Origin of the sequence: Streptomyces sp. NPDC002785, from assembly GCF_040295565.1 — a bacterium.
In the GTDB taxonomy this organism is placed as follows: Bacteria; Actinomycetota; Actinomycetes; order Streptomycetales; family Streptomycetaceae; genus Streptomyces.
In genome coordinates, this window is sequence record NZ_JBEOVN010000095.1 from 1 (window position 1) to 26,805 (window position 26,805).

Here is a 26,805-nt window from a genome sequence, read left to right on the forward strand (position 1 = left end):
TCGCCGACGCCCTGCGAACGGGCATAATCCACTGACCCCCATCCCCCTGCAGGCACACACAGCAATCCGGACCGGCTGGTTTAAACTCATCGGCGCCCGTCGACGGAACGTTCCGTCGACGGGCGCCTTACATACACAGATACCCTTGACACGTGACCGACGCCCAAGAGACCGCAGCAGACACTTCACTGCGAACCACCGGGGGCGCCCCCCCGGACGACGTCGCCCCGGCGCCGATCCCCTTGCTCGAACCTCGAGAAGGCATTCCCCCGGTGGTGGCATCCGACGACGACCTCGCCCGGGTGGTCGCCGCCTTCGCCGCGGGCTCCGGCCCCGTGGCCGTCGATGCCGAGCGCGCCTCCGGCTACCGCTACGGCCAGCGCGCCTACCTCGTACAGCTGCGCCGCGACGGCGCGGGCAGCGCACTGATCGACCCGGTCGGCTGCCCCGATCTGTCGGGACTCGGCGCCGCCCTGAGCGGCAGCGAGTGGATCCTGCACGCCGCCACCCAGGACCTGCCCTGTCTGCGCGAAATAGGGATGGCTCCCACCGGGCTCTTCGACACGGAGCTGGCCGGACGGCTGGCCGGCTTCCCGCGGGTCGGCCTCGGCGCCATGGTCGAGAACGTGCTCGGGTACTCGCTGGAGAAGGGCCACTCCGCCGTCGACTGGTCCACCCGTCCACTGCCGGACCCCTGGCTGCGCTACGCGGCGCTCGATGTCGAGCTGCTGATCGATCTGCGCAACGCCCTCGAGGACGAGCTCGACCGGCAGGGCAAGCTGGAGTGGGCGCGGGAGGAGTTCGACGCGATCGCCTCGGCGCCGCCCGCTCCCCCGCGCAAGGACCCGTGGCGCCGCACCTCCGGCATGCACAAGGTCCGCCGCCGACGTCAGATGGCGGTGGTACGGGAGCTGTGGACCGCCCGTGACCAGGTCGCCCAGCGCCGGGACGTCTCGCCCGGCAAGGTGCTGGGTGACGCAGCGATCGTCGAGGCGGCGCTCGCGCTCCCGCCGAACACGCACGCGCTGACCGCGCTGCCCGGGTTCGGCCACCGCATGGGCCGCCGTCAGCTGGAGCAGTGGCAGGCGGCCATCGACCGGGCCAAGGCGCTGCCTGACGCCGAGCTCCCCCAGCCCGGCCAGACCCTCGCCGGTCCGCCGCCGCCCCGTGCCTGGGCGGACAAGGACCCGGCGGCAGCGGCCCGGCTCTCGGCCGCCCGCGCCGCGGTGTCGGATCTCGCCGAGCGACTCCACATGCCGCAGGAGAACCTGATCACCCCGGACACGGTGCGCCGGGTCTGCTGGGAGCCACCGAAGAATCCGACCGCGGACGCGATCGAGTCCGCGCTCACCATGTACGGGGCGCGGCGCTGGCAGATCGAACAGGTGACCCCACTGCTGATCCGAGCGCTGATCTCGGCGGCCTGAGACTTCACCGTCGAGGGTCGTATTCACGCCAGGTTGCGTGGCCGCACGCCGCGCGCTGTCCCCAATCGCCGGACGGGCTGCTTTCGCCGCCCCGTCCGGCGATTGCCGTTTCCGGCGCAGCCTCCGCACGTCCGGCAATCCACCGCCGGCCCGCCCGGCTTTCGAGGACGAAACGGCCCTCGCGCCCACCCCAACCGCATGTGACCTTCGCCGCTCCCGCCGCAGGGGCTGGGCAGTCTGGTTACCCGCAAGTAGCATGAGGGTGGCGGCGCGCCTGTGGGCGTGCCCCGCAGCAGTGCCATCCCGCACCCTGGAGGAGAGCCACCGTGCCTCGTACCATCCGGGACGTCGTCTTCGTCGACGGCGTCCGCACCCCGTTCGGCAAAGCGGGCCCGAAGGGCATCTACCACGAGACCCGCGCCGATGATCTCGTCGTGAAGGCCATCCGGGAGCTGCTGCGCCGCAACCCGGACCTGGACCCCGCGAAGATCGACGAGGTCGCCATCGCCGCGACCACCCAGATCGGTGACCAGGGTCTGACGCTGGGCCGCACCGCCGGAATTCTGGCCGGTCTGCCGCAGTCCGTCCCCGGTTACTCCATCGACCGCATGTGTGCGGGCGCCCTGACCGCCGTCACCTCGACTGCCGGTTCCATCGCCTTCGGCGCGTACGACGTCGTCGTCGCCGGTGGTGTCGAGCACATGGGCCGTCACCCCATGGGCGAGGGCGTGGACCCGAACCCGCGCTTCGTATCGGAGAAGCTGGTCGACGAGTCCGCCCTGTTCATGGGCATGACCGCGGAGAACCTGCACGACAGGTACCCGCAGATCACCAAGCTCCGTGCGGACGAGTACGCGGTCCGCTCGCAGGAGAAGGCCGCCAAGGCGTACGCCAACGGCAAGATCCAGCAGGACCTGGTGCCGATCTCGGTGCGCCGCACCAACGCCGAGGCCGGCGAGACGGGCTGGGGACTGGTCACCGCCGACGAGCCGATGCGTCCGGGCACCACGCTGGAGACCCTCGCAGGTCTGAAGACCCCGTTCCGTTCCCACGGCCGGGTCACCGCCGGTAACGCCGCGGGCCTCAACGACGGCGCCACCGCCTCGCTGCTCGCCGCCGAGGACGTCGCCCGCGAGCTGGGCCTCCCGGTCAAGATGCGCCTCGTGTCGTACGCCTTCGCGGGCGTCGAGCCGGAGGTCATGGGCTACGGCCCGATCCCGTCGACCGAGAAGGCCCTCGCCAAGGCCGGGCTGACCATCGGCGACATCGGTCTGTTCGAGATCAACGAGGCGTTCGCCGTCCAGGTGCTCGCCTTCCTCGACCACTACGGCATCGCCGACGACGACGCGCGCGTCAACCAGTACGGCGGCGCCATCGCCTACGGTCACCCGCTGGCCTCCTCCGGTGTGCGTCTGATGACGCAGCTGGCCCGCCAGTTCGAGGAGCAGCCGGAGGTCCGCTACGGCCTGACGACGATGTGCGTCGGCTTCGGCATGGGCGCCACGGTCATCTGGGAGAACCCGAACTTCAACGGAGGCAACGCGTGAGCGAGCGCAGCGAGCGAACAGACAAGAGGGGCAGCCTGAGCGAATGCTGGGCCGAGCGAAGCGAGGGTCAGGCATGAGCTCCACCACTGAGCTTCTCAAGGGTGCGGCCGAGCTGTTCCCCGGCGAGGTCGTCACGCAGGCGCACGTACGCCACCTGGACCTTCCGGCCGGTGCGGGCCGCTTCGCCCTTATCACGCTGGACAACGGCCTGGACCACACCAAGCCGACCACCTTCGGACCGCAGTCGCTGGCGAACCTGAACGCCGCCGTCGACCAGGTCGAGAAGGAGGCCGCCGAGGGTGCGATCACCGGTATCGGCATCACCGGCAAGCCGTTCATCTTCGCGGTCGGCGCCGACCTCAAGGGCGTCGAGCTGCTGAAGAACCACGCCGACGCGCTGGCCATCGGCAAGGGCGGCCACGACGTGTTCCGCCGGCTCTCCGGCCTCGCGGTCCCGACGTTCGCGTACTACAACGGCGCGGCGATGGGCGGCGGTGTCGAGGTCGGTCTGCACTGCTCGTACCGCACCGTCTCCAAGGCGCTGCCCGCCTTCTCGCTGCCCGAGGCCTTCCTCGGTCTGGTCCCCGGCTGGGGCGGCTGCGCACTGCTGCCGAACCTGATCGGCGCCGACCGCGCGGTCTCGGTGATCATCGAGAACTCGCTGAACCAGAACCGCCAGCTCAAGGGCCAGCAGGTCTTCGAGCTCGGTATCGCCGACGCCCTCTTCGAGGGTGCGGACTTCCTGGAGCAGTCACTCATCTGGACCGCGAACGTGCTGAACGGCACGGTCACGGTGGAGCGCCCCGAGGTCGACCGCGGTGACGCCTGGGACCAGGCCGTCGCCCGCGGCAGGGCCATCGCCGACTCCAAGGTGCACGGCGCCGCCCCGGCCGCGTACCGCGCGCTGGACATCATCGCCGCGGCGAAGAACGGCGACCTGGGCGCCGGCTTCGACGCCGAGGACCAGGCCCTTGCGGACCTGATCATGGGCGGCGAGCTGCGCTCCGGGATCTACTCCTTCAACCTGGTCCAGAAGCGCGCCAAGCGCCCGGCCGGTGCTCCGGACAAGGCCCTGGCCCGCCCGGTCACCAAGGTCGGCGTCGTCGGTGCCGGTCTGATGGCCTCGCAGCTGGCGCTGCTGTTCCTGCGCCGCCTGGAGGTGCCGGTCGTGCTGACCGACATCGACCAGGAGCGCGTCGACAAGGGTGTGGGCTATGTCCACGCCGAGATCGAGAAGCTGCTCGGCAAGGGCCGCATCAACCAGGACAAGGCCAACCGCCTCAAGGCCCTGGTCACCGGTGTGCTGGACAAGGCCGAGGGCTTCTTTGACGCCGACTTCATCATCGAGGCCGTCTTCGAGGAGATCGGCGTCAAGCAGCAGGTGTTCGCGGAGGTCGAGGCGGTCGCTCCGGCGCACGCGATCCTCGCCACCAACACCTCGTCCCTCTCGGTCACCGAGATGGCGTCGAAGCTGCAGCACCCCGAGCGGGTCGTCGGCTTCCACTTCTTCAACCCGGTCGCGATCCTCCCGCTGCTGGAGATCGTCCGCGGTGAGCAGACCGACGACGCCTCGCTGGCCACGGCGTTCGGTGTGGCGCGGAAGCTGAAGAAGACCGCGGTACTGGTGAAGGACGCCCCGGCGTTCGTCGTCAACCGCATCCTCACCCGCTTCATGGGCGAGATCCAGAACGTCATCGACGAGGGCACCTCGGTCGAGGTAGCCGAGAAGGCCATCGAGCCGCTCGGTCTGCCGATGTCGCCGCTGGTGCTGCTGGAGCTGGTCGGCCCGGCCATCGGTCTGCATGTCTCCGAGACCCTGAACCGCGCGTTCCCGGACCGGTTCACCGTCTCCGAGAACCTGGCCGCGGTCGTCAAGGCCGGCAAGCGCGGCTTCTACATGTACGGCTCCGGGAAGCCGGAGCTGGACCCGGAGGTCGCCGCACTCCTCGAGCAGGGCGATGTCGTCCTGTCCGAGGTGCAGGTCCGCGACCGTGTCCTGGACGCGGTGGCGCAGGAGATCGGTCTGATGCTGGACGAGGGCGTCGTCGCCGAGGCCCAGGACATCGACCTCTGCCTGATCACCGGCGCGGGCTGGCCCTTCCACCTGGGTGGCATCACGCCGTACCTGGACCGTGAGGGCGTCTCGGAGCGGGTGAACGGCAAGAAGTTCCTGGCGCAGGGCGTGGCGAGCGTTCCGGCGTAACTTCCTTCGCTGATACGCGGACGGGCCGTACCGGTTGACTCCGGTACGGCCCGTCTGTGCTGTGCTCGCGGGTAGGGCGGTTCAACGGGGCAGGACGACAAGGGCGTTGGCGACCGGTCGTTCACGGACCCGCGCCCCCTCCGCCCCCCGCGGGCGGTTACGGAGGCGGCCGTTCACCACCATCGTGGTGGAGCCTCCGCCGTCGAGGTTCATGGCGTCCCGCGCTCCCAGGGAACGCATCAGTTGCGCGGCCTCTTCCAGCGTCGCCCCGATGCTCCCGCCGGGATCACGGCCGTCGACGGTCACCAGCAGGAGGGCGCCGTCGCCCGTGACGCCGGCCAGGGTGCGGGGGTGGCGCTGAGTCAGGGCGGTGGCGGGCATCCCATTGGCCTCGATGTCGATGTCGACGTCTCCGTCGCGCAGCAGCCGCGGCCCGGCCTGAACGACGGTCAGCCCCGTCCCCGAAATGCGGTGTCCCGTCCCGTCGTACACCTGGGAGGTGATCCGCAGGGTGGCGCCGGTACGGGCGTGGCGGCGCAGCCAGGCCGACCCTTCGCCGATGCCCGTCAGGGCCCTGCACCCCGCGGGTATCAGGCCTCCCCCGGGTGAACGGAGCAGGACGACCCGGCCGTCCGAGCCGACCACGGCCTCGGTCGAACCCGGTCCGGCATCCGCTGCGGCGGGACCCCACTGACGCATGAAAAGGACCAGCTCATCGGGGTCCTCGCACAGCTTGTTGTGGGCAGGAGCGGTCCGCACGCCCCGGGTGCCCCGGAGGACGTCGGCGCCCGCACCGCCGCATCCCACGATGCGGCCCGGCATCCGGTCGACCCCGTCGATCGTCCGGTGGGCGCCGTCGCAGGCCAGCACGGTGCTGACCGACCGGGGTTCGGCGATGCGCGCGGCGCTGCCTCCCTCGCCGAGGACCAGTGCCGTACGACCGTTCGCCGCTTCGCTGAGCAACGTGTTGTTCTCCACGTACAGCCCGAGCGGATCCCCGTCGTACCCGCTGAACACGGCGCTGGTGGCGATGTCGAAGAAGGATCCGTTGACTGCGGCCACCGCCCGGACCCGGTTCGCCATGGCCCGCACGGTCTCCGCCGTGTCCAGCCGGTCCCCGTGGACCGCGCCCACCCGTACCTGCGCGGACGGCAGGACGGACAGCACCTGATGGCGCACGGGGCCCGCGTTCGGCAGCCGGACGGTGTACTCCCGGTATGTGACACCTGCGGGCAGCCGGCCGATGGGTTCCGGCGAGCGAGGAGACGCCCAGGCCGTGGCCCGGCCGGTGCCGGAGCTGTCCCGCGTGCTGCACCCGGCCAGGGCCCAGATCCCCGTGACGGCTCCCATGGCGAGAAACCGCCTGCGTCTCATCTCGTACGGGCGCCGGGCAGCACCCCGGGAATGTTGTCGAGGTCTCCCGCGTACACGGTCACCTCGGACCAATTGCGGTGGCCCGCCGGGTTCTCGTAACAGACGGAGAACCGGTCGTATCCGGTCGCTCCCGGAACTCCCGTGTAGGTGACGCTTCCGTCCGGCACCGCGCTGACCGCGCCGTACTGGGCGAGCCCCACGCCGACCACCCGCAGGCCCGCCTGCGCGGCGGCCGGATCGGGGCCGATGACCGCATAGCCGCCCGGCGGAATGGCCAGGCTGCGGCCCGGTACCCAGGCCCGTCTGACCCGGTATCCCGCGTCTGTGACCTGTGCGGACGACACCAGCTTCTCGCCGGCGTACGACATCACTCCGACGCACACCTTGGGCAGCAGGACCGCGCCTTCCGGTGCGTCGTCGTTGACCTTGAGGACCGCGGTCACGGCGCGCGGTTCGTCTCCGCGGGCATAGGTCGCGAAGCGTCCGTTGGGGAGGTGGCCCAAGCCCTGAAGGTTGGTCATCGTGGCGTGTTCGGCAACGACATCGTCGAATATGTAGCCATACGCGCGGTAGGGTCCGCCGGAGGGCAGCACGCTCAGGTGCAGCGCGATCTCCTGGCCGGGGACGACGGCAATCGCGGGGTCCGCATCGGCATGCAGTTCCAGGACCGCCGACACCGCGGTGCGCTCGGGATGCGCGACCTGGATCCGCGCCAACAGATACCAGTCACTCATTTGACCACCTCCAGGGTCCGGGTTCGCGTCAGTTCGTCGAAGACGTGGTCCGTCGGCCATTCCACGGCGTCCTCGGGAAACCGGGCGCGCTCAAGACGGTCGAAGCAGCCGGGCTCCAGCATCGAACGCGCCCGCATCTCGGAGGCGATGAAGCGCGCGCATTCGATCGCCCCGGCCACCTTGAGATGAGTGTTGTCGGCGACACCGTCGGGATAGTTGGGATGCTCGCCGGCAGCAAGGTAGAGGAAGATCTCGTGTGTGCCCTGAGATCCTGCCCGGCGCCACCACCGCACGCTCCACTCGTTGAGGTCGATCAGCGGTACGGACTTCTCGGCCGCGATCTCCTTCATCGCCAGCGGATAGACGCCCAGCAGCCGACGGAGATTGCCCTGTGCGTCGAAGACCCTGCGCTCGTGGCTGGTGACCAGGATCGGGTGGGCGCCCCGGTCACGTACGCCGTCCACACAGTTGCGCAGGTAGCCCTGGTACTCCTTGAAGGGCTCCGTGTAACGGCCCTGCCCCGGCTTCATGTCGATGAGCCCGAAGGAGAACAGCACCAGGTCACCCGGTCTGGCCTCGCGCAGAATCCAGGCCAGCCTGCCGCGTTCCACGAAGCTCCGTGAACTCGCGCCTGCTCGCGCACAGTTGATGACTTCGGCACCCCGGATGAAGAGCGGAAGCGTCTGGCCCCAGCCCGCCATCGGCGCGAAGCTGCGCTGGCGGCCGGTGACGCTGGAGTCCCCTGCCAGAAACACTCTGCGCGATGGGCCGCCCATCACGCCCGCTCCTTGTCGGAGTTCTGGCCGCGGAAGCCCTGTCCCGAAGCGTTCAACGACTGTCGTGCCCTTGGTACGTCCGACGCCCGGCTGCTCTCGACGGCCGACTCCAGTTCGTCGATGGCACGGAAGACACGTTCCGAGTTATTGGTGTCCCGGCGGCCGAAGAACTCGTCGACCCGGGCCCGGTACTGCGGCTCCACGGCGAAGTTCCGCTGCACCGTGTCGATGATCTCCCGCACGGTGGAATCGACGTCCCGGCAGACCGGGCCGAACCCGTCCCGCTCGAACTCGTAGTAGCCGCGCTTGTAGTGGTTGCCGTAGAAGTCCTCTTCATCGAAGGGCGTGTACACGATGGGGGTGCCCATGTACGCGACGTCGAAGAAGACCGATGAATAGTCGGTGACCAGGAGCGAGCACTCGCGCATCGCCAACTGCACATCACGGCCGTCCCCGGTGACCGTCACCGACGGGTGGTCGATACGGAAGTGGTGCAGGTACGGACGGATCTCGTAGTGCGGCATGAACTCCAGCTCCACGCCGCACTGTTCGAGCACGTTCAGCAGGCGCTCGTCACGCAGCAGGGTGGAGAAGAAGCGGAAGTACTCCGAGGCTGCGAACGGGATCTTCGCCTTGGCTGCCTTGTCGTACGAGGGCGCCACGATGTCCCGTCGCCAGGTGGGCATCAGCAGGATCCGGGGGCGTTCGGAGCGTACCGGCTTCAGCGCGTCGAAGCGCGGGAACCCTGCGGCGGCGACCCGTGCGTAGCCGTAGCCGCAGTGCTCGGCGAAGTACGAGCGCTCCGCCTGACCCACCGTCAACAGCAGGTCCACGCTGGTGACCTGGTGGTGCACCGAGGGCGCCACATCGTTGTAGGTGACCCCGTGCTGAAGGAAGACCCTGCGATAGTTCAGCAGATCGCCGTAGCCGCGCAGGAAGGAGCTCTTGCTCAGCTCGGGGAAGCCGAGGTACGCCTCCAGGTCGTACGGATTGATGAGCCTCTTGGCGTGCAGCAGATAGATCCGGTACTTGCGGGACGTCCGGTCCAGGACATGACCGTACGGGGCCACCTTGGCCCGGTCCTTGGCGTCACCGTTGATCGCGTAGTAGACCTTGCGGCGCGGGTGGTTCTCCCTGATCCAGCGGAACAGGTGGTACGCGTTGTCCTGCGCGGTGTCCGCCCGCTCACCGATGATCCAGATGTTCTTGCGGTGCAGTCGCGGATAGCTCAGCAGGTAGGCGAGCCGGGTGCGCCAGCCGGGGCGGCCGGGCAGCGCGGCCCGGGCCTGGCGCAGCAGGTGCCACAGCCGGCCGCGGAGCTTCTGTCCCGCGCCGGTGAAGTACCGGAAGACCACGGAGTCGTCGTTGCGCACGGTGAGCCACAGACGGTCCCTGCCGATGCGGCGCATACCCTTGAAGCGGTGCAGCATCAGACGCGCGCCGACCTGTGCGTCCACATGGCGTTCGCCGTCATGGAATCGCAACGTGACCGTGAGGTCGCGGCCGGAGAGCGGGGCGAGGACCGCGGGGTCCGCCGAGGCGCGCCAGCCGCCGAACCAGTCGCGCTCCTTGCGGACCCGCCAGCGGTCGCGGCGGTAGACCTGCTCCGCCGGGATGGCGACGGACTGCTTTCCGTCCGTGCAGACCAGCTCGAAGCGGTTGGTGAAGAGCTGGGCGATGTCCACCCCCGTGAGCGTCATCACACCCTCGAACTGCAGCTCGCCGTCGCGGTACCGGACGCTTTCCAGCACGCCCCGCTGCCGCTCCACGCGCAGCAGCCTGGACGCCACCGGATCGGTGGCGAGCTGCCGGTACATCCCCTGCTCGTCCAGCCGGACCTTCGGCTCGTACTCGGCGTAGCCGAACGGGTCGCAGAAGAGCTCGAAGTTCCGGGTCCGCACGGCGTGGTGCTGCACCCGGGACACGGGGTGGACGACGTACTGGAGGAGCATCTCCTCAGGAACCCTGGCGTAGACGTTGCAGAGCTCGTCGAAGGCATCGGCGATCTCGGCCCGGTTCATGATGCGGTGGCAATTGCGCAGGTACGGCTGGTACGAGCGCACCACGAACCGCTGGATCAACCGGGCCGACGGTGCCTCGATCCGATAGGCGAAGTCCAGCAGGAAGCTGTTGAGCCGGAGCCGTTGCCGGGCCTTGGCAGGATCGTTCCATTCGACGTCGAAGAGCGAGTCGTTCTGGGCCGGATCACGGTCGAAGTACACGTAGCGGTCCACCATGCTGAATCCGCGGGCGGTCAGCATGGCCATCACGCTCAGCCAGGTCTCGGCGAACGCGCCCCCGTCGGTGGGCTTCAGCCCGTGTCCCCGAAGCAGGGAGACACGGAAGAGCTTGTTGCCGAGGTCGGTCGAGAAGACCATGTGGGGCGCCTTCCTGACCAGGTCGGTCAGGCCCTTCGCCCCCTTGCCGAAGTACCGCTTCCACGGCTCGTCGGCATTGCGCCGCGGCCCCGGAAAGGTGTCGTAGTTACCGATGGCCACATCGACGTCGTGCTTCACCGCGGACTCGGTGAGCTGCCTCAGGCAGTCGGCTCCGAGGATGTCCCGGGCCCGCGCGAACAGCACGTAGGGCGCCACGACCCTGGCGAGACCCTGTTCGTAGGCGACCGCCGCCCCCTGGGCGCTGAGCCGCAGCACGCTCGCGTTGCGGTAGAACTCGGCAAAGTTGTCCAGCAGCTCCGCCGTACTGTCCGTGGAGCCGTCGTCGGCGAACACGACCTGTGTCTCGGCGAAAAGGGTCTGTGCCGCGAGGGAGTGCAGGAATTCGTACAGATGGTGCTCGTCGTTGTGGCAGTGCACGACAACAGAGGCGCGGTACACACTGCGGGCGGACAGTGGCGCGGGCTCCTCGCTCCCCTGCCACCAGTGCCAGGGTGTGCCCCGGCGGGTGTCCTGCTGGGTGCGTTCGCTTGTCTCCGGACGCAGCGCGACGTTGCCACTGACCGTCTCGTACATCTCGATCAGCCCGGACGGACACTCGTAGCGCTCGCGGGAGACGTCGATTCCGTGGATCGCCACCGTCGTGGTCGCCCGTGCGCCCCCGTGGCGTACCTGGACGAAGAGGTTCCACACTCCGTCGTTCGCGGCCGCGCCGACGCTGGATCCGAGGTCCAGGGTCGCCTGGTAGTGGACCCGGTGGTCGTCGGTCTCGATCGCGTTGACCGGGAAGACGTGGTCGCTCTTGGTGGTGCGCAGGCGAAGCACCGCCTTGAGCTCGACCTTGCCACCACTGGAGAAGCGCCCGAACTGGTTCAGGATGTACCCGGACAGGCGGAGCTCGCTGCCCCTGATCTCCAGCTCGGTCGCCTGGTTGAAAAGCCGGGCATCGGCGAGCGGCTTGTCCGTCAGATCCAGATCGGTGACATCGAGGAAACGTTTCGCCTGCGGAAAATGCAGGAGCGAATCCGACCAGTAGACGCGTCCGTCACTCTCGACCAGGTCCGAGCTGAGCACGCTGCGCCGCTGCGCGTAGTCCGAGACGGACAGCGCGAGATCCACCCGCTCATGGATGAGGCAGAAGGCCCGGACCCGCTCCATCACACCGCACAGGTCGTACACGGAAGGTTCGAGCGATCGCAGATACGGCGCCACCACGGCGACGAATCCCTGCCGGTACCGCTCGTCTCCGGCACGCAGCTCGCGCGCGTACAGATGCAGGTCGTGCGAGAGGAACTTCACCGCCTTGTGTGCGAGGAGTTCGTGCTCGCCCACCTGGCGCAGGAACGCATCGGTGTACTGATGGACGGCGACCCGGTCCTGAATGCTGCGCAGCTCGCCGCGGCGATTGGTGATGGAGGGGGCCGCAGAGTCCCGCTCCCACATCCAGCGGTAGACGGGAGCGACAAGGAAGGTGATCGAGGCGGCCCGGTAGTTGGCGAGCGTCGAGAAGTAGGTGTCCTCGTAGTAGACACCCTCGGGGAACCGGACGCCGTTGTTGTGCAGGAAGTCCAGCCGGTACAGCTTGCCGGCTGCGATGGGGTCGTCGAAGAGCTGAGGCAGTGCGCGTAGCCCCGCCACGGTGCGTTCCGTGGTGTAGAGCTGGGGCTGCCAGACGGTGGATTCCTTCGTGTTGAGGTTGACCCGCAGCGCCCGGCCTGCCGTAATGTCCGAACCCGTGGTCACGGCCGAGGCCAGCAGCTCCTCGCATGCCTTGAGCGGAAGCTCGTCATCGGCGTCGAGGAACATGACGTACTGACCGGAGGCGGCCATGATGCCGTTGTTGCGCGGGGCGCCGACGCCGCCACTGTTCTGCGGACGCTCGATGATCTTTACGCGGCGGTCGCCGGCTGCGAATTCCCGGGCCACACCGAGAGTTCCGTCGACGGACGCGTCATCCACGACGATCACTTCGATATTGCGGTGCGTCTGCGCGAGAGCGGAGCGCAGGGCCCGGCCGAGCGTGGCACTCGCGTTGTAGGCCGGTACGACCACCGAAACGACGAAGAGGGACGGGTCGACAGGCGAACTCATCGTACGGACCCTTCGTTTTCCGCCCAGTAGGGCAGCACTCTGAGCTGCTGCGTCTCAATGTCCTGAGGATGGTGCGAATACGGCTGGGGGTACGGCTGGAACCCCAGGTCGTCGTCCTGCTCGGGCAGCGGGAACTGCTGGACCAGGGCCGCCTGCTGGTCCTCGACGGCATCGGCCGCGCGGCGGTGGCGGCCCCTGTGCAGATGCTCGGCGATGACCCCCGCGGTGGACGGCGCGGGCGCGAGCTTCTCCATGAGCCGGGTGAAGTCACGGGTGGACAGCCAGAACTTGTACATGATCACAAGCTCGAAGAGACCGAGCGCCAAGGCCGAAATCGCCGTCGTCCACAGGATCTGGCCGATCAGCGGCGCCACGATGAAGATGAACATCTGGAACTCGATGCCGCTGATGAGGTGCGGCCGGATACGGCTGCGCAGCAGTGCCTGGCGGAATCGGGTGTACCAGGGGAAGCGATGGCGGAACTGGGCGTGCAGGTCGACCACGTCGCCACTCTGCTGCTTCAGGACCTCGGCCTCCACGCCGGGGTTCTCCCTGAGCAGGTCCTCGATGAAGACCACCTTGGGCTGCTTTGGCTCGGACTGCGCACGGTGCGCGGCGGCCGACGCCTCCCGCTCGGCCTGCTCGTCCTCCAGCGCCTTGCGTTCCAGCGTGACCTTCTCGATCTTCATGCGCATGGACATGCGCATCTTGTAGATCTGCAGAGCGTCGACGTACCTGAGCATGTCAAGAAAGACGACGGCCAGGGCGGCGAGCAGGTAGAGCTCGTTGTGGGTGCGGAGGTACTGACCGCCCATCAGGGCGAGTGCGCAGAAGAGCACCCGGATGCGGTCGAATACGTAGTCGAGCCAGCCCCCGAACACGGTGCCGTTGCCCTTGAGACGCGCCAGCTTGCCGTCGATGCAGTCGAGGATGAAGCTCAGGTGGTAGAGGGCGGCCCCGATGACCAGGGACCAGGTGTCGCCTTTGAGGAAGAAGTAGGCCGAGCCGAGGCCGACGAAGAGCGCGGACCAGGTGACCCTGTTCGGAGTGATGAACTTGAACTTGGCCATCACGATCAGCATGCGGGTCGCCACGGGGTCGACCAGCAGGACTGTCCACCAGGCGTCGCGCTTCTTGCATGTCAGCTTCTGAACAGCACGCAGTGACAGCTTCCCCATAACCCCTCAGACCCGACTTACCGTGAGCAACGCGGCCCCAGCTGCCTGAAAGAACACGCGATCAAGGGGGCATTCACATCATGGACACAGGAGATTCACCTGTGATCCACATAAAGACAGGACGAGACCATAGCAAGTTCAAGGCCAAACTAAAACTGTCAAATGCTGCCACGGGGGCGACCAGGGCAGATTTTACCGGGACATGCCCCTTATCTGACTAAACGGTGGCCCATGGAGCGAAAGCCAGCCCACTCGCGCCGGGCTCCTGACGTGCGATTCTCAGCCGGCCGTCGGTTCCCAGCAACGCGATGACCGCACGGCCGTAGCCGTCCACCGCCACGGCCGGGGGCACCAGCGAGGTCTCCCCGGCGTCGAACCACCACACACCGCTCTCCGGCCGCCCATCCGGGTGGGCCCCCACGGCACACGCTCCCGCGTGCCCCGATCTGGCCAGCACCGTACAGCCCCAGCCCTGGATCTCCACTCCGGAGACCGCCGCCAGCGGTCCGGCTCCGTCCGCACCTCCCAGACTGACCGGGCCCGCCCCCGGGATCTCCACGCAGACCTCATTGGTGCCGGAGTACCGGTAGCGGAGCGTCCCCGCCTCAGGCGCCGCCGACAAGGTGCCGGGATAGGGACTCACATGGGTCGCAGAGTCCAGCGTCCAGTCCCCACCCGGCGCCTCCTGGTGCCAGCGGACCGCGGACGCCGAGTCCCTGGTCCTGGCCCAGACCTCGGCACCGCCGGGCCTGCCGGGCAGCGCGATCAGCTCATCGGCGACGGCCGCGCCGCGCAGATGCTGCCAGCCGCTCCACCGCCCGTCCGGCGACTGCCGGCGAGTGCTGACACCGTGACCGAAGTTGCGTACGAAGACGTGCAGATTCCCCGCAGTGTCGAAGGCCGCCGCAGGGAAGCCGACCTCCCGCGCCTTGGACCGGTCGTTGGCGTTCGGGTTGCCGACTGAGTGCCACGGGCCGATGGGGCGCCCGGTCTGGTACTGCGTCGCGTGCACCAGATCGACATGCTCCTTGCCGTCCGCGCGCTTCCTGCGACGCAGACCGAGCAGGTGCGCGTATCCGTTGGCGTCCTGCACGACGGTGATACCGGGAAGAAGGTCGGGGCCCTCCAGCAGCTCGGGCCCGCTCCACTCGTCCCTCCCCGGCGACCGCTCGGTCCAGCGGAGCACACCCGCCGCGGACGGCAGATAGGCGGTGAGCCGGCCGTCCGCACCCCTGATGAGCCATCGGCTCGGCAGCGGATGGCGTGTGCACGCCTGCGCACCGAGCCGCGGGTCCGTCCCGGCCCGATGGCAGTTCACGAAGACCGGGAAGTCGCACTCCCCCTGGTACCTGCGGGCCGCGGCGATCGATGCCCGCGCCACGCTGCCCCGCAGCGGCGGCTCGGCGATCACCGGTCGCTTGGCCTCCGCGTCGAACGAGACATGCGCGGGATCGGGGTCGAGCGTCCGCACCCGCAGCGGGCGCAGTTCACGTAGCGCGTCGAGCACGAGCGCCGTGATCTTTCCCACCTCGGCGTCGATGACCCAGGGATCGTTCGGCACCTGGACGCCTCGCCGGCCGCAGTCCGCCACGGCCCGGTCGAGCGCCGCACGCTCATCGGCCGTGCCCGGCTGGGCACAGACGATGTCGACCACCGAGCCGTGCTCCTCCGTCGCCAGCAGTGCCAAGGCGTCTCCGGGCGTCGCAACCACGATCGCCGCACCTCCAAAGCCGCCGGCCGGGGCTGTTCCCGCACGGTCCGGCGCCGCCCTGCCGCGCCCCCCTCGGCGCTCCCCTCTGCGTGCCATCCGCCCGATGATCCCCTCTGAAGTGGAACCGGGATTTCAGACACACCCCGGCTTCCAAGAAGATATGCACTCTCCCTTCCCGTCGGGAAATCTGTCTATAGTGCTCCAGCATCCGATCGATCAGCACATGCGCGATCAATTGGTGCCCGCCTGCGATTCCGTCGTCCGGGGAGCCTCCGACGCCGTGGCCGGCGGACCCGTGCCATCCCCCTCCTCCGGCTCCCGCAGCCGATCGGCCGGGAGGGGCCGACTCGCCTCAGTGGTTACCCCACTGACCCAGGGGCCCAGACGATGACGAGCTGTGTGTATGTCTGACGACTCCGATCTGCATTCCCGCCGTAAGCCCAGTAGCCGCAAAGCCCGGAAGATGCGCACGCGCGGACAGCGCATCAGGCGTGGCATCCTCTTCACCCTGCTCGCACTCGTGGTGGCCGCAGGCGGCACCGTCTACTGGCTCTACAGCCGTCTGGACGGCAACATCAAGGGCGTCGACATCAACAAGGCGCTCGGCGACGACCGTCCCGAGAAGCTCCCCACCAGCGGTCAGAACCTCCTGGTCCTCGGTTCGGACTCGCGGGCCGGTGCGGAGAACAAGAAGCTGGGCGGCGGCGGCAATGTCAGCGGTGCCCGCTCGGACACGGCGATGGTGGTCCACATTCCCGAAGGCCGGAGCAAGGCTGTCGCAGTCTCCATACCTCGCGACACGCTGGTGACCCGGCCCGAGTGCACCAAGGCCGACGGCTCGACCCTCTCCTCCGCGAACCGGGTGATGTTCAACTCCGTCTACTCGCTGGCCGGTCCGGCCTGCGTGGTCAAGACCGTCGAGAGCATGTCCAAGGTACGCATCGACCACTACCTGGAGATCAACTTCGCCGGGTTCAAGGATCTGGTCGACGCCATCGGCGGCGTCACCGTCGACGTACCGCAGGACATCCACGACAAGTCGTCCGGGCTGGACCTCACCGCCGGCCCGCACAAGCTCAACGGCACCGAGTCCCTCGCCTATGTGCGCACCCGGCACGGCATCGGCGACGGCAGCGACCTCGGCCGCATCGGTCTCCAGCAGCAGTTCATGCTGGCCCTGCTGAGCGAGGTGAAGTCGCAGGATCTGCTGGGCAGTCCGACGAACTCGTACAAGATCGCCGACTCGGTCACCAAATCGCTGACGACCGACTCCGGGCTGGACTCGCTGACGTCGCTTGCGGAGTTCGCCCGCTCGATGGACGGCGTCGACCCGGGCTCGATGGAGACGATCATGCTGCCCGTCGAGTACGACAAGCAGGACCCCAACCGTGTCGTGGCGGCCCAGCCGCAGGCCGGTGAGCTGTGGAAGGCGGTCCGGAAGGACGCCACCATTCCCGAGTCCGCCAAGAAGTCCCCCGCCACCGGCGGTTGATGACGGTTCCATCCGGCATGCGGATGCGGCGGTGCACCGGGGTGAGCGCCCCCGGCGCACCGCCGCATCATCCGTTTCGTGCCACCGTCAGCGACGCGCCTCGGGGTGGTACAGGCACCAGCCCTCCCAGGCCGAGGCGACCATCTCACGCACATCGTGTCGGGCCGCCCAGTCCAGTTCCTTGTGCATGCGGTCGGCTGAGGCCACCACCCGGGCCGGGTCGCCCGGACGGCGGGGGGACACCGTCGGCTCCGCCGCCGGTCCGTATCCCGTGACCTCTCCGATCAGCGAGATCATCTCGCGGACCGAAACACCCTCACCGCGGCCGATGTTGACGGTCAGATCGGTCCCTTCTCCGCGCTCCCCCAGGGCGCGCGCCACGCAGACGTGGGCGGAGGCCAGGTCCTCGACATGGATGAAGTCACGGACGCAGGTGCCGTCAGGGGTGGCGTAGTCGTCGCCGAAGATCACCGGTGCCCGGCCCTCGGTGAGCTTCTCGAACACCATGGGGATCAGGTTGAAGACGCCCGTGTCGGCAAGCTGCGGGCCGGCCGCACCTGCGACGTTGAAGTACCGGAGCGAGGCGGTCGCCATCCCATGGGCGGCACCCGTCGCACGCACCATCCACTCGCCGGCGAGTTTGGTCTCGCCGTACGGATTGATCGGAGCACACGGAGTCTCCTCGCTGACCAGATCGACGTCGGGGAGGCCGTACACGGCGGCGGACGAGGAAAAGAGGAAGCGGCGCGCGCCAGCCGCCGTGACGGCTTCGAGGAGGTTCTGCAGCCCGTGCACGTTCTCCCGGTAGTAGTGGAGCGGGCGGGCCACCGACTCCGCGACCTGCTTCTTCGCGGCAAGGTGGACGACCCCGTCGATGCCGAACTTCGCGAGGGTCCGGTCCAGGGCGTCACGGTCGAGCGTCGACCCCTTGACGAAGGGCACGCCCTCGGGCACCCGGTTCACATTCCCCGTGGACAGGTCGTCGTAGACGACAACCTGTTCGCCCGCATCGAGCATCGCCCTTACAACGTGGGCCCCGATGAATCCAACACCACCTGTGATCAGCCAAGTCATCAGGTCATACTAAGGGCTGTCCCGCCAGGGATTACGGGACAGCCCTTAGCCACGGGACGGGGCATGCCGGACGCTCCGCGGCTACCGGGCATCGCCCTGCGCCACCCGGCTGTGCCGCCGCCCGTACGCGAAATAGATGACCACACCGATGGCCATCCAGAGGGCGAACCGAAGCCAGGTCTCGGCCGGCAGATTGAGCATCAGCCAGACCGAGGCTGCCACCGAGAGGATCGGGATCAGCGGCACCCACGGGGTGCGGAACGCGCGGGGCAGATCGGGGCGGGTGCGACGCAGCACCATGACGCCCAGGGCTACGACGACGAACGCGAAGAGCGTGCCGATGTTCACCAGCGTCGCCAGTTCGTTGATGCTCGTGAAGCCCGCGACGATCGCGATGATCGCGCCGAGCAGGATGGTCGGGCGGTACGGGGTGCGGAAGCGAGGGTGCGTCACGGAGAAGAACCGCGGGAGCAGACCGTCGCGGCTCATCGCGAAGAACACCCGGGTCTGCCCGAGCAGCAGGATCAGACAGACCGTGGTGAGGCCGATCGCGGCGCCGAAGCTGATGAATCCCGCGTAGACGGGATGACCGACGTCCTTGAAGGCATCGGCCAGCGGGGCCTCGACCGACAGGTCGCTGTAGTGCTCCATGCCCGTGACCACCAGTGACACGCCGACATAGAGCACGGTGCAGATGAAGAGCGAAGCGAGGATGCCACGTGGCATGTCACGTTGCGGAACCTTCGTCTCCTCGGCGGCGGTGGCCACCACATCGAAGCCGATGAAGGCGAAGAAGACGACGGAGGCGGCGGTGAAGATGCCCATGACGCCGAAGTTCGTGGGCGCATAGCCGAACATCAGCTGGACCAGCGGCGCGGTCAGTCCGGAACCGGAAGGCTGCAGCTGTGCCTCGGGGATGAAGGGCGAATAATTGGCAGCCTTGACGAAGAACCCTCCAGCCACGATGACGATCAGGACCACGGCAAGCTTGATGGCGACCACAACCGTGGTGACCCGGGCGGAAAGCTTCATGCCGAGCACCAGCACAACGGTCAGCACGAGCACCAGGACGAAGGCCAGGATGTCGAAGCCGAATCCTTTCGCCACATCGGGTCCGGAGAGCACTTCGGGCACGCTCCAGCCGAAGTTGTCCACCAGTGAGCGGACATAGCCGGACCAGCCGACCGCCACCACCGCCGTGCCGAGTGCGAACTCCAGCACCAGGTCCCAGCCGATGATCCAGGCGACCAGCTCGCCGAGCGAGGCGTACGAGAAGGTGTAAGCGGAGCCGGCGACCGGGACGGTGGAGGCGAACTCGGCATAGCAGAGCGCGGCCAGGGCGCAGACGATGCCCGCGACCACGAAGGCGAGGGCGGTGGCGGGGCCCGCGGTCTCCTTGGCGACCTTGCCGGTGAGCACGAAGATGCCGGTGCCGATGATGACGCCCACTCCGAAGACCGTGAGGTCCAGCGCGGAGAGGGACTTCTTGAGCGCGTGCTCCGGTTCCTCGGTATCGCGGATGGACTGTTCGACCGTCTTGGTCCGGAACAGTCCGCCACTGCTGGGTGGTGTGTCCTGCTGGGCAGTCACCGGCGTACCTCCACGCACTCGTCGTGTACGCCATGATTGGGACCGAGCCTTGAGCAAAGGGCTGTGTACCGAACGATTTCACGCGAATGGGCCGGTCGAACCACCCGTACGGGGTGGCCGACCGGCCCATTGGCGGCATCGCGAGCCGGTCGCGAGGACCGGGGTCGTACCGGTCAGTCGCGAACGGGCTCTATCACGGAGGCACTGTTCGTGCCCGCCCCGTAGCGGCCGTCCAGCTTGGCGACCAGGCCGGTGACCTGGCGGGCGATGTCCGGTGCGGTCAGCCCGATCTCGGCCATGACCTCCTTGCGGGAGGCGTGGTCGAGGAAGCGCGACGGGATGCCGAAGTCGCGCAGCGGTACGTCGACCCCGGCGTCGCGCAACGCCTGGGCGACGGCGGAGCCGACGCCGCCGGCCCTGCTGTTGTCCTCGACGGTGACGACGACCCGGTGCTGCTCGGCGAGCGGGGCCATGGCCTCGTCGACCGGCTTGACCCAGCGCGGGTCGACGACGGTCGTCGAGATGCCCTGGGCGTCCAGCAGACCGGCGATTTCCAGGCACATCGGGGCGAGCGCGCCGACGGAGACCAGGAGGACGTCCGGCCGGGTGGTGCCGGGCTCGCGCAGGACGTCCATGCCGCCGACCTTGCCGACGGCCTTGACCGCCGGGCCGACGGCGCCCTTGGAGAAGCGGACCACGGTCGGTGCGTCGTCGACCTCGACGGCCTCGCGCAGCTGGGCGCGGACCTGGTCGGCATCGCGAGGCGCGGCGATCCGGAGCGTGGGCACGCACTGCAGGATCGACATGTCCCACATGCCGTTGTGCGAGGCGCCGTCGGTGCCGGTGACACCGGCCCGGTCCAGGACGAAGGTCACACCGCACTTGTGCAGCGCGACATCCATCAGGACCTGGTCGAAGGCCCGGTTGAGGAAGGTGGCGTACACCGCGAAGACGGGGTGCAGTCCGCCGGTGGCGAGGCCGGCCGCGGAGACCGCGCCGTGCTGCTCGGCGATGCCGACGTCGTAGGTCCGGTCCGGGAACTCCTTCTCGAACTTGGTCAGGCCGACCGGCTGGAGCATGGCCGCGGTGATCGCGACGATGTCCCCCCGCTCCTTGCCGAGCTTGACCATCTCCTCGCCGAAGACGGAGGTCCAGTCGAGGCCCGAGGTGGCGACCGGGAGGCCGGTGTCGGGGTGGATCTTGCCGACGGCGTGGAAGCGGTCGGCCTCGTCGAGCAGGGCGGGGGTGTAGCCGCGGCCCTTCTCGGTGAGGCAGTGCACGATGACGGGACCGCCGAAGCGCTTGGCGCGCTGGAGCGCGGACTCCAGGGCCTCGATGTCGTGGCCGTCGATCGGGCCGACGTACTTCAGGCCGAGATCCTCGAACATGCCCTGCGGGGCGATGAAGTCCTTCAGCCCCTTCTTGGCGCCGTGCAGCGTCTCGTACAGCGGCTTGCCGACGACGGGGGTGCGCTCCAGGATGTCCTTGCCGCGGGCCAGGAAGCGCTCGTAGCCGTCGGTGGTACGGAGCGTGGCCAGGTGGTTGGCGAGGCCGCCGATGGTCGGGGCGTAGGAGCGCTCGTTGTCGTTGACGACGATGACGAGCGGGCGGTCCTTGGCAGCGGCGATGTTGTTCAGCGCCTCCCAGGCCATCCCGCCGGTGAGCGCGCCGTCCCCGATGACCGCGACGACGTGGTCGTCCTTACCCAGCACCTCGTTGGCCTTGGCGAGGCCGTCGGCCCAGCCGAGCACGGTGGAGGCGTGCGAGTTCTCGATGATGTCGTGCTCGGACTCGGCGCGGGAGGGGTAGCCGGACAGGCCGCCCTTGCTCTTGAGCTTCGAGAAGTCCTGGCGACCGGTGAGGAGCTTGTGCACATAGCTCTGGTGACCGGTGTCGAACAGCACCTTGTCCTTCGGTGAATCGAAGACCCGGTGCAGGGCGATGGTCAGCTCGACCACGCCCAGGTTGGGGCCGAGGTGGCCGCCGGTCTTCGAAACGGCGTCGACGAGGAAGGTCCGGATCTCTTCGGCGAGCTGGTCCAGCTGCTCGGGAGTGAGCCGGTCCAGGTCACGCGGTCCACCGATGCGGGTCAGCAGAGCCACCCGTTCCTCCTTGCGTTTGAGCCGGTCGAGCATGCCGATCCGATGAGTCTAATGTTCCGTTCGCGCGCGAGGTCATCGGGCGGGGCGTTCGGGACGTACTCAGTACATGACCGTGGCACCGTGCGTACACGCGGACGCAGCTGTGCCCGGCACCACGGAGGGTGCCGGGCACAGGAGAGCGGCCGTGGTCAGGCGCGGCCTGCGGACTTCTGGGTCTTGCGGGTGATCGAGTCGATGACGACCGTGGCGAGAAGCACACCACCGGTGATCATGTACTGGATCGGGGTGGCGATGCCCTCCAGGGCGAGGCCGTACTGGATCGAGGTGATCACCATGACACCGAGCAGCGCGTTCCAGGTGCGGCCGCGGCCGCCGAAGAGGCTGGTGCCGCCGATGACGGCCGCCGCGATGGCGTTCATCAGCAGGTCGCCGGTGCCCGCGCTCTGGTTGGCCGCGGCGATCTTGGAGGCCAGGAACAGGCCGCCGATGGCCGCGAACGTCCCGGCGATGGCGTAGACGGAGATACGGATCGCCGTGACGTTGATACCGGCTCGGCGCGATGCCTCGACGCTGCCGCCGAGCGCGAAGATCTTGCGGCCGTAGGCGGTACGGCGCAGCACGAAGTCCGTGGCCACCAGGAACGCGAGGAAGATCACCAACGCGAGCGGCAGGCCCTTGTACTGGTTGAGCACATAGGCGACGACCAGGGCCAGGACCGCGAGCAGGCCCGTGCGCACCAGGATCTCGGTGAGCGGCCGGGAGGGGATGCCCGCCGCCTCACGCCGCCGGTTCTCGAAGAACGTGCTGAGGAAGTACACCACCGCGGCACATACGGCCAGACCGTAGGCGGCCGCCACATCGGTGAAGTAGTACGTGGTCAGATGCCCGACGACGCCTTCGGAGTCCAGGTTGATCGTGCCGTTACTGCCCAGGATCTGGAGCATGAAGCCCAGCCAGAACAGCAGGCCGGCCAGGGTCACGGCGAACGCGGGGGCGCCGACGCGGGCGAAGAAGAAGCCGTGGAGGGCGCCGATGACCGCGCCGCTGGCGATCGCGACGAGAATCGCGAACCACTCGTTCATGCCGTGCGTGACCGTGATCACGGCGACGACGGCGCCCGAGACACCACTGACCGAGCCGACCGAGAGGTCGATCTCACCGAGCAGCAGCACGAAGACGATACCGACGGCGATCATGCCCGTGCCGACCATCGTGACGGAGATGTTGCTCAGGTTCTCCGCCGAGAGGAAGTTCGAGTTGAGGCTCTGGAAGATCACCCAGATGATCAGCAGGCCGAGCACGACGGGCAGGGATCCCAGGTCCCCGGCCCGTATCTTGCGCTGGAACTCCGACACATAGCCCTTGAAGCCCTGCTCGCGTACGAGCAGCCGGGGGTCCACCGCGGTGACGGCGCCCTTGGCGGCCTCGGCCGTGGGGACGGTGGTCTTTTCGGTGCTCACTTCTGAACCTCCGCGTTGCGCGCCGCACGACGGGTCACGGCGTTCTCCGTGGCTCCGGTGATGGCGGAGATGATCTCTTCCTGCGACGTGCTCTTCACATCGAAGACGCCGTTGTTGCGGCCGAGGCGGAGTACGGCCACCTTGTCGGCCACGGCCTTGACGTCCGCCATGTTGTGGCTGATGAGGATGACCGCGTGGCCGCGCTCGCGCAACCGCTCGACCAGGTCGAGGACTTGGGCGGTCTGCTCGACACCGAGCGCCGCGGTGGGCTCGTCCAGGATGACGAGCTTGGGCTCGCCGAGCATCGAGCGCGCGATCGCGACGGTCTGACGCTGACCGCCGGAGAGCGAGGCGATCGGAATGCGCACACTGGGGATGCGGATGGAGAGAGTGCTGAGCAGTTCGCGCGAGCGGCGCTCCATCTCCACCTCGTCGAGGATGCCGCGCCTGCGCAGCTCCCGGCCGAGATAGAGGTTGCCGACGACATCGATGTTGTCGCACAGCGCAAGGTCCTGGTACACCGTCGCGATGCCCAAGTGCTGGGCGTCCTGCGGCTTGTTGACCTGGACGGGCCTGCCTTCCCACTCGATGACGCCGTCATCGATGGGGTGCACACCGGCGATCGTCTTGACCAGCGTCGACTTACCGGCTCCGTTGTCGCCCACCAGGGCGACGACCTCACCGGCGTGGACCTCAAGCTCTACGTCGGTGAGTGCCTGCACAGCACCGAATCGCTTGGAGACCCCTCGCAACGCCAGCACGGGCGTAGCGGACACATGAACCATCTCCTTCGCCGCCTGACCGGCGGGGATGCCACGCCTGGGGGAAGGCGCGGTGGTCGAGCAGAAGAGAACACAAGAGAGCAGAGAGCGGGGGAAGCGTTCCGCCCGGCGCCCCGCACGATAGCGGGACGGTTGATGTGCGGGGCGCCGGACAGGCTTCAATGGCTGCAAGTCGCGGAGGAATCAGCGGACTTGCTGCCTCGCAGAGCTCGGCCGGCCGGATTTCCGCGGAAGTCGGCCGACCGGTCTCGCGACGCGGGAGATCCCTACTTCAGGCCGAGCTTGTCGCAGGCGGCCTTGTACTTCGGGGTGCAGATCTCGCTCACCTGGTAGATGCCGTCCTTGAGAACGGTGTCCTGGATGTTCACCTTGGTCAGCGAGACGACCGGGATGATCAGCGAGGGGACCTTCTTGGTCGTCGGGCTGTCGACCGTGGAGGTCACGAGGGAGCCGAGCTTCTTGCCCTGGGCCAGCTTCACCGCCATCTCGGCAGCGACGGGGCCCTCCTGGACGTAGGGCTTGTAGATGCTCATGAACTGCTCACCGGAGACGATGCGCTGCACACCCGCGAGCTCGGCATCCTGGCCGGTGACCGGCGGGAGCGGGGAGATACCGGCGGCCTTGAGCGCGGTGATGCTACCGCCGGCCATGCCGTCGTTGGCGGAGTAGACACCGACGATCTTGTCCTTGCCGATGGCCGAGATCGCCGCGTCCATGTTGGCGTTGGCGTTCTCCGGCTTCCACTCCTTGGTGTCGTACTCCTTGCCGATGTCCACCTTGCCGTCGAGCTCGGCGTGCGCGCCCTTCTTGAAGTCGGCGGCGTTGGGGTCGGTGATCGCACCGTTCATCATGACGATCTTGCCGGACTTGGCCTTGTCGCCGAGCGCCTCCAGCAGCGCCTTGCCCTGGACGTGTCCGACCTGGACGTTGTCGAAGGAGACGTACGAGTCGATCGGCCCCTGCGCCAGGCGGTCGAAGGCGACGACCGGGATGCCGGCGTCGTGGGCCTTCTGGACCGAGGTCTTGATGGAGGCGGCGTCGACCGCGCCGACGATGAGCGCGTCGACCTTGTTGGTGATCATCGTGTCGACCTGCTGGGCCTGGGTCGGCGCGTCCTGCTTGGCGTTGAGGTACTGGACCTTGCCCTTGCCGTTGGTCAGCTCGCTGACCTTCTTCTCGATGAGCGGTTTGTCGAACTTCTCGTAGCGCGCGGTCTGGTTCTCCGGAAGGAGCAGACCGATCGTGATGTCGTCGCCCTTCTTGGCGCCCGACTCCGTGCTCTTCTTGCCATCGGCGTCCTTGGCACTGCCACAGGCAGCGAGGGACACGGCCATCGCGGTGGCGGCAACGGCAACAGCGGCACGACGCATACGCGTGTTCATTCTCGAACCTCCCTGACGAGGCCGCGACGTTGCGGCCGAGGTGGCTGGAAGTCAACTCGGCCGCGACGCCAGCGTCAAGGAGTAAATCCTTAACGAGATGACAACGGTGCCATTCGTTATCTAAGTGAAGGCAGGGCTGGCCGTCGGCAGGGTGCTTTCCAAAAGAGGCGAATCCCCCATCTCGCTCAGCACCAGGGCCAGCGCACCCAGCACCTCGGCCCGGCCGCCGAGCGCCCCGGGCAGCACCGAGAGCTGCCTGGCGGCGCTGGGAATGGCATAGCGGGAGACCGAGTCGCGGATCGGTGCGAGTACCAGCTCGCCCGCCTCGGCGAGCGAACCGCCGAGCACCACCCTGCTGGGGTTGAGCAGATTGCAGAGATTGGCCACCCCGCTGCCGATGTGCCGCCCGACGTCCCCGATCACCCGACGGCAGCCCGGATCGCCCTCGCGGGCCAGCTGGACCACCCGTTCCATGGTGAGATCGGGCCCGTGACCGGGCTGGAGCAGCGGCAGGACGTAGCGCGCGGCCGTGAACGTCTCCAGGCACCCCCGGTTGCCGCAGCGGCACACCGGGCCCGATTCGTCGAGCGTGATGTGCCCGATCTCACCGGCTGTGCCGCCCGGCCCCCGGTAAATGTGCCCGTCGATCACCAGACCGGCGCCGACACCGCTGGCGACCTTGATGTAGGCGAGGTCCTTGACCCCGCGACCGCTCCCCCAGACCAGCTCGCCGAGCGCCCCGAGGTTGGCGTCGTTGTCGACGTACACCGGCACGCCGAGGCGGCCTGCGAGCTCCTTGCTGGGGTTGATGCCCGTCCAGCCCGGCAGGATCGACGTGGAGCCCAGCGTGCCGGACTCGACGTCGATCGGGCCGGGAACACCGAGGCCGACCCCGATCACCTTGTCCGGGCTGATCCCGGTCGTCTCGATCAGCCGTCTGACCAGCCGCTCCGCCCGTCCGAACCCCTCCGCCGCCGAGGCGTCGACATCCATCGGCTCGGACTCCTCGGCGAGCACCTGGTGGGCGAGATTGCCGACCGCCACCCTCAGATGCGTATGCCCGAAGTCGACACCGATCACAATGCCCGCGTCACCGCTGAGCGAGACACTGCGGGCCCGGCGGCCGCCCGCCGAGGTGGGGGTCACCTCGACCGTGCCGCCGTCCTTCAGCTCCCGAACGATATTGGAGACGGTGGCCGCTGACAGGCCGGTGCTCCGTGCAATCTCCGCCTGGGTGAGCGAGCCGGCCATGCGTACCGCGCGCACGACCCGCTCAAGGTTGGCGCGATGCAGAGATGTCTGCGACCCCGGAGTCTCCATCGACTCTCTCACTCCTACCGTTTTCTCTAACATGTGAACTCTAAGCTGAGCGTTTTGGGGTGCTCCCCGTCAAGACCTTGAGCGTGCGAAGCCTCGGATGAGCACGGCGCCCGCACCCGAGGCGACCTCCTGCACACGCGAACCGCCCGCCGGCCATGCGCCGGCG

The 26,805-nt window shown here is 68.2% G+C and carries 17 protein-coding genes; 4 read left to right on the plus strand and 13 right to left on the minus strand.

All coding sequences use genetic code 11. The features are described from left to right. The first annotated feature begins 152 nt into the window (after positions 1-152). The 3 genes from ABTZ94_RS21785 to ABTZ94_RS21795 all read left to right on the plus strand — a co-directional run bounded on the left by ABTZ94_RS21785 (position 153) and on the right by ABTZ94_RS21795 (position 5,177). A complete protein-coding gene (locus tag ABTZ94_RS21785; protein WP_351202712.1) occupies positions 153-1,427 on the plus strand; it encodes an HRDC domain-containing protein in 1,275 nt (424 codons plus the stop codon). 326 nt (positions 1,428-1,753) lie between these two features. After that, on the plus strand, positions 1,754-2,974 hold the full coding sequence (locus tag ABTZ94_RS21790) for a thiolase family protein (RefSeq protein WP_351202713.1): 1,221 nt from the start codon (positions 1,754-1,756) through the stop codon (positions 2,972-2,974). A gap of 73 nt (positions 2,975-3,047) precedes the next feature. Beyond that, positions 3,048-5,177: a 3-hydroxyacyl-CoA dehydrogenase NAD-binding domain-containing protein gene (locus ABTZ94_RS21795; RefSeq protein WP_351202714.1), complete on the plus strand. Its 2,130-nt coding sequence runs from the start codon at positions 3,048-3,050 to the stop codon at positions 5,175-5,177. Between the two features lie 81 nt (positions 5,178-5,258). Here the strand turns inward: ABTZ94_RS21795 and ABTZ94_RS21800 are convergent, their stop codons facing one another. The 6 genes from ABTZ94_RS21800 to ABTZ94_RS21825 form a co-directional block, all read right to left on the minus strand. Then, positions 5,259-6,527: a phosphodiester glycosidase family protein gene (locus ABTZ94_RS21800; RefSeq protein ID WP_351202715.1), complete on the minus strand. Its 1,269-nt coding sequence runs from the start codon at positions 6,525-6,527 to the stop codon at positions 5,259-5,261. A 20-nt stretch (positions 6,528-6,547) separates the two neighbouring features. Further along, on the minus strand, positions 6,548-7,285 hold the full coding sequence (locus ABTZ94_RS21805; RefSeq protein WP_351202716.1) for an Ig-like domain-containing protein: 738 nt from the start codon (positions 7,283-7,285) through the stop codon (positions 6,548-6,550). Further along, positions 7,282-8,061 (minus strand): rhamnogalacturonan acetylesterase, encoded by a 780-nt coding sequence (locus ABTZ94_RS21810; RefSeq protein ID WP_351202717.1) that lies wholly within the window; start codon positions 8,059-8,061, stop codon positions 7,282-7,284. Before ABTZ94_RS21810 ends, ABTZ94_RS21805 begins: the two co-directional genes overlap by 4 nt. Next, positions 8,061-12,548 (minus strand): bifunctional glycosyltransferase/CDP-glycerol:glycerophosphate glycerophosphotransferase, encoded by a 4,488-nt coding sequence (locus ABTZ94_RS21815; protein ID WP_351202718.1) that lies wholly within the window; start codon positions 12,546-12,548, stop codon positions 8,061-8,063. The genes ABTZ94_RS21810 and ABTZ94_RS21815 overlap by 1 nt, the downstream gene beginning before the upstream one ends. Beyond that, entirely contained in the window at positions 12,545-13,726 is a 1,182-nt protein-coding gene (locus ABTZ94_RS21820) for a CDP-alcohol phosphatidyltransferase family protein (RefSeq protein WP_351202719.1), read from the minus strand. The genes ABTZ94_RS21815 and ABTZ94_RS21820 overlap by 4 nt, the downstream gene beginning before the upstream one ends. 217 nt (positions 13,727-13,943) lie before the next feature. Further along, entirely contained in the window at positions 13,944-15,437 is a 1,494-nt protein-coding gene (locus tag ABTZ94_RS21825; protein WP_351202720.1) for a PLL family lectin, read from the minus strand. A 403-nt stretch (positions 15,438-15,840) separates the two neighbouring features. Between ABTZ94_RS21825 and ABTZ94_RS21830 the strand changes: the two genes are divergently transcribed. Then, positions 15,841-16,929, plus strand: coding sequence for an LCP family protein (locus ABTZ94_RS21830; RefSeq protein WP_351202721.1), 1,089 nt, complete (start codon positions 15,841-15,843; stop codon positions 16,927-16,929). A gap of 87 nt (positions 16,930-17,016) precedes the next feature. Here ABTZ94_RS21830 and galE read toward each other — a convergent pair whose 3' ends face one another. From galE to ABTZ94_RS21865, 7 genes are all read right to left on the minus strand, one after another. After that, the gene (gene galE, locus ABTZ94_RS21835) at positions 17,017-18,003 is read right to left on the minus strand and encodes a UDP-glucose 4-epimerase GalE (protein WP_351202722.1); all 987 of its coding nucleotides are present in this window, start codon (positions 18,001-18,003) and stop codon (positions 17,017-17,019) included. An 81-nt stretch (positions 18,004-18,084) separates the two neighbouring features. Then, positions 18,085-19,593, minus strand: a complete 1,509-nt coding sequence (locus tag ABTZ94_RS21840; RefSeq protein ID WP_351202723.1) for an amino acid permease — start codon at positions 19,591-19,593, stop codon at positions 18,085-18,087. A gap of 173 nt (positions 19,594-19,766) precedes the next feature. Further along, positions 19,767-21,695: a 1-deoxy-D-xylulose-5-phosphate synthase gene (dxs, locus tag ABTZ94_RS21845; protein ID WP_351202728.1), complete on the minus strand. Its 1,929-nt coding sequence runs from the start codon at positions 21,693-21,695 to the stop codon at positions 19,767-19,769. 188 nt (positions 21,696-21,883) lie between these two features. Then, complete coding sequence (locus tag ABTZ94_RS21850) at positions 21,884-23,155, minus strand: sugar ABC transporter permease (protein ID WP_351202724.1); 1,272 nt, start codon at positions 23,153-23,155, stop codon at positions 21,884-21,886. Further along, on the minus strand, positions 23,152-23,940 hold the full coding sequence (locus ABTZ94_RS21855) for an ATP-binding cassette domain-containing protein (RefSeq protein ID WP_351202725.1): 789 nt from the start codon (positions 23,938-23,940) through the stop codon (positions 23,152-23,154). The genes ABTZ94_RS21850 and ABTZ94_RS21855 overlap by 4 nt, the downstream gene beginning before the upstream one ends. 263 nt (positions 23,941-24,203) lie before the next feature. Continuing rightward, complete coding sequence (locus ABTZ94_RS21860; protein ID WP_351202726.1) at positions 24,204-25,319, minus strand: substrate-binding domain-containing protein; 1,116 nt, start codon at positions 25,317-25,319, stop codon at positions 24,204-24,206. A gap of 120 nt (positions 25,320-25,439) precedes the next feature. Continuing rightward, positions 25,440-26,639, minus strand: a complete 1,200-nt coding sequence (locus tag ABTZ94_RS21865; protein ID WP_351202727.1) for an ROK family transcriptional regulator — start codon at positions 26,637-26,639, stop codon at positions 25,440-25,442. Positions 26,640-26,805 lie beyond the last annotated feature (166 nt).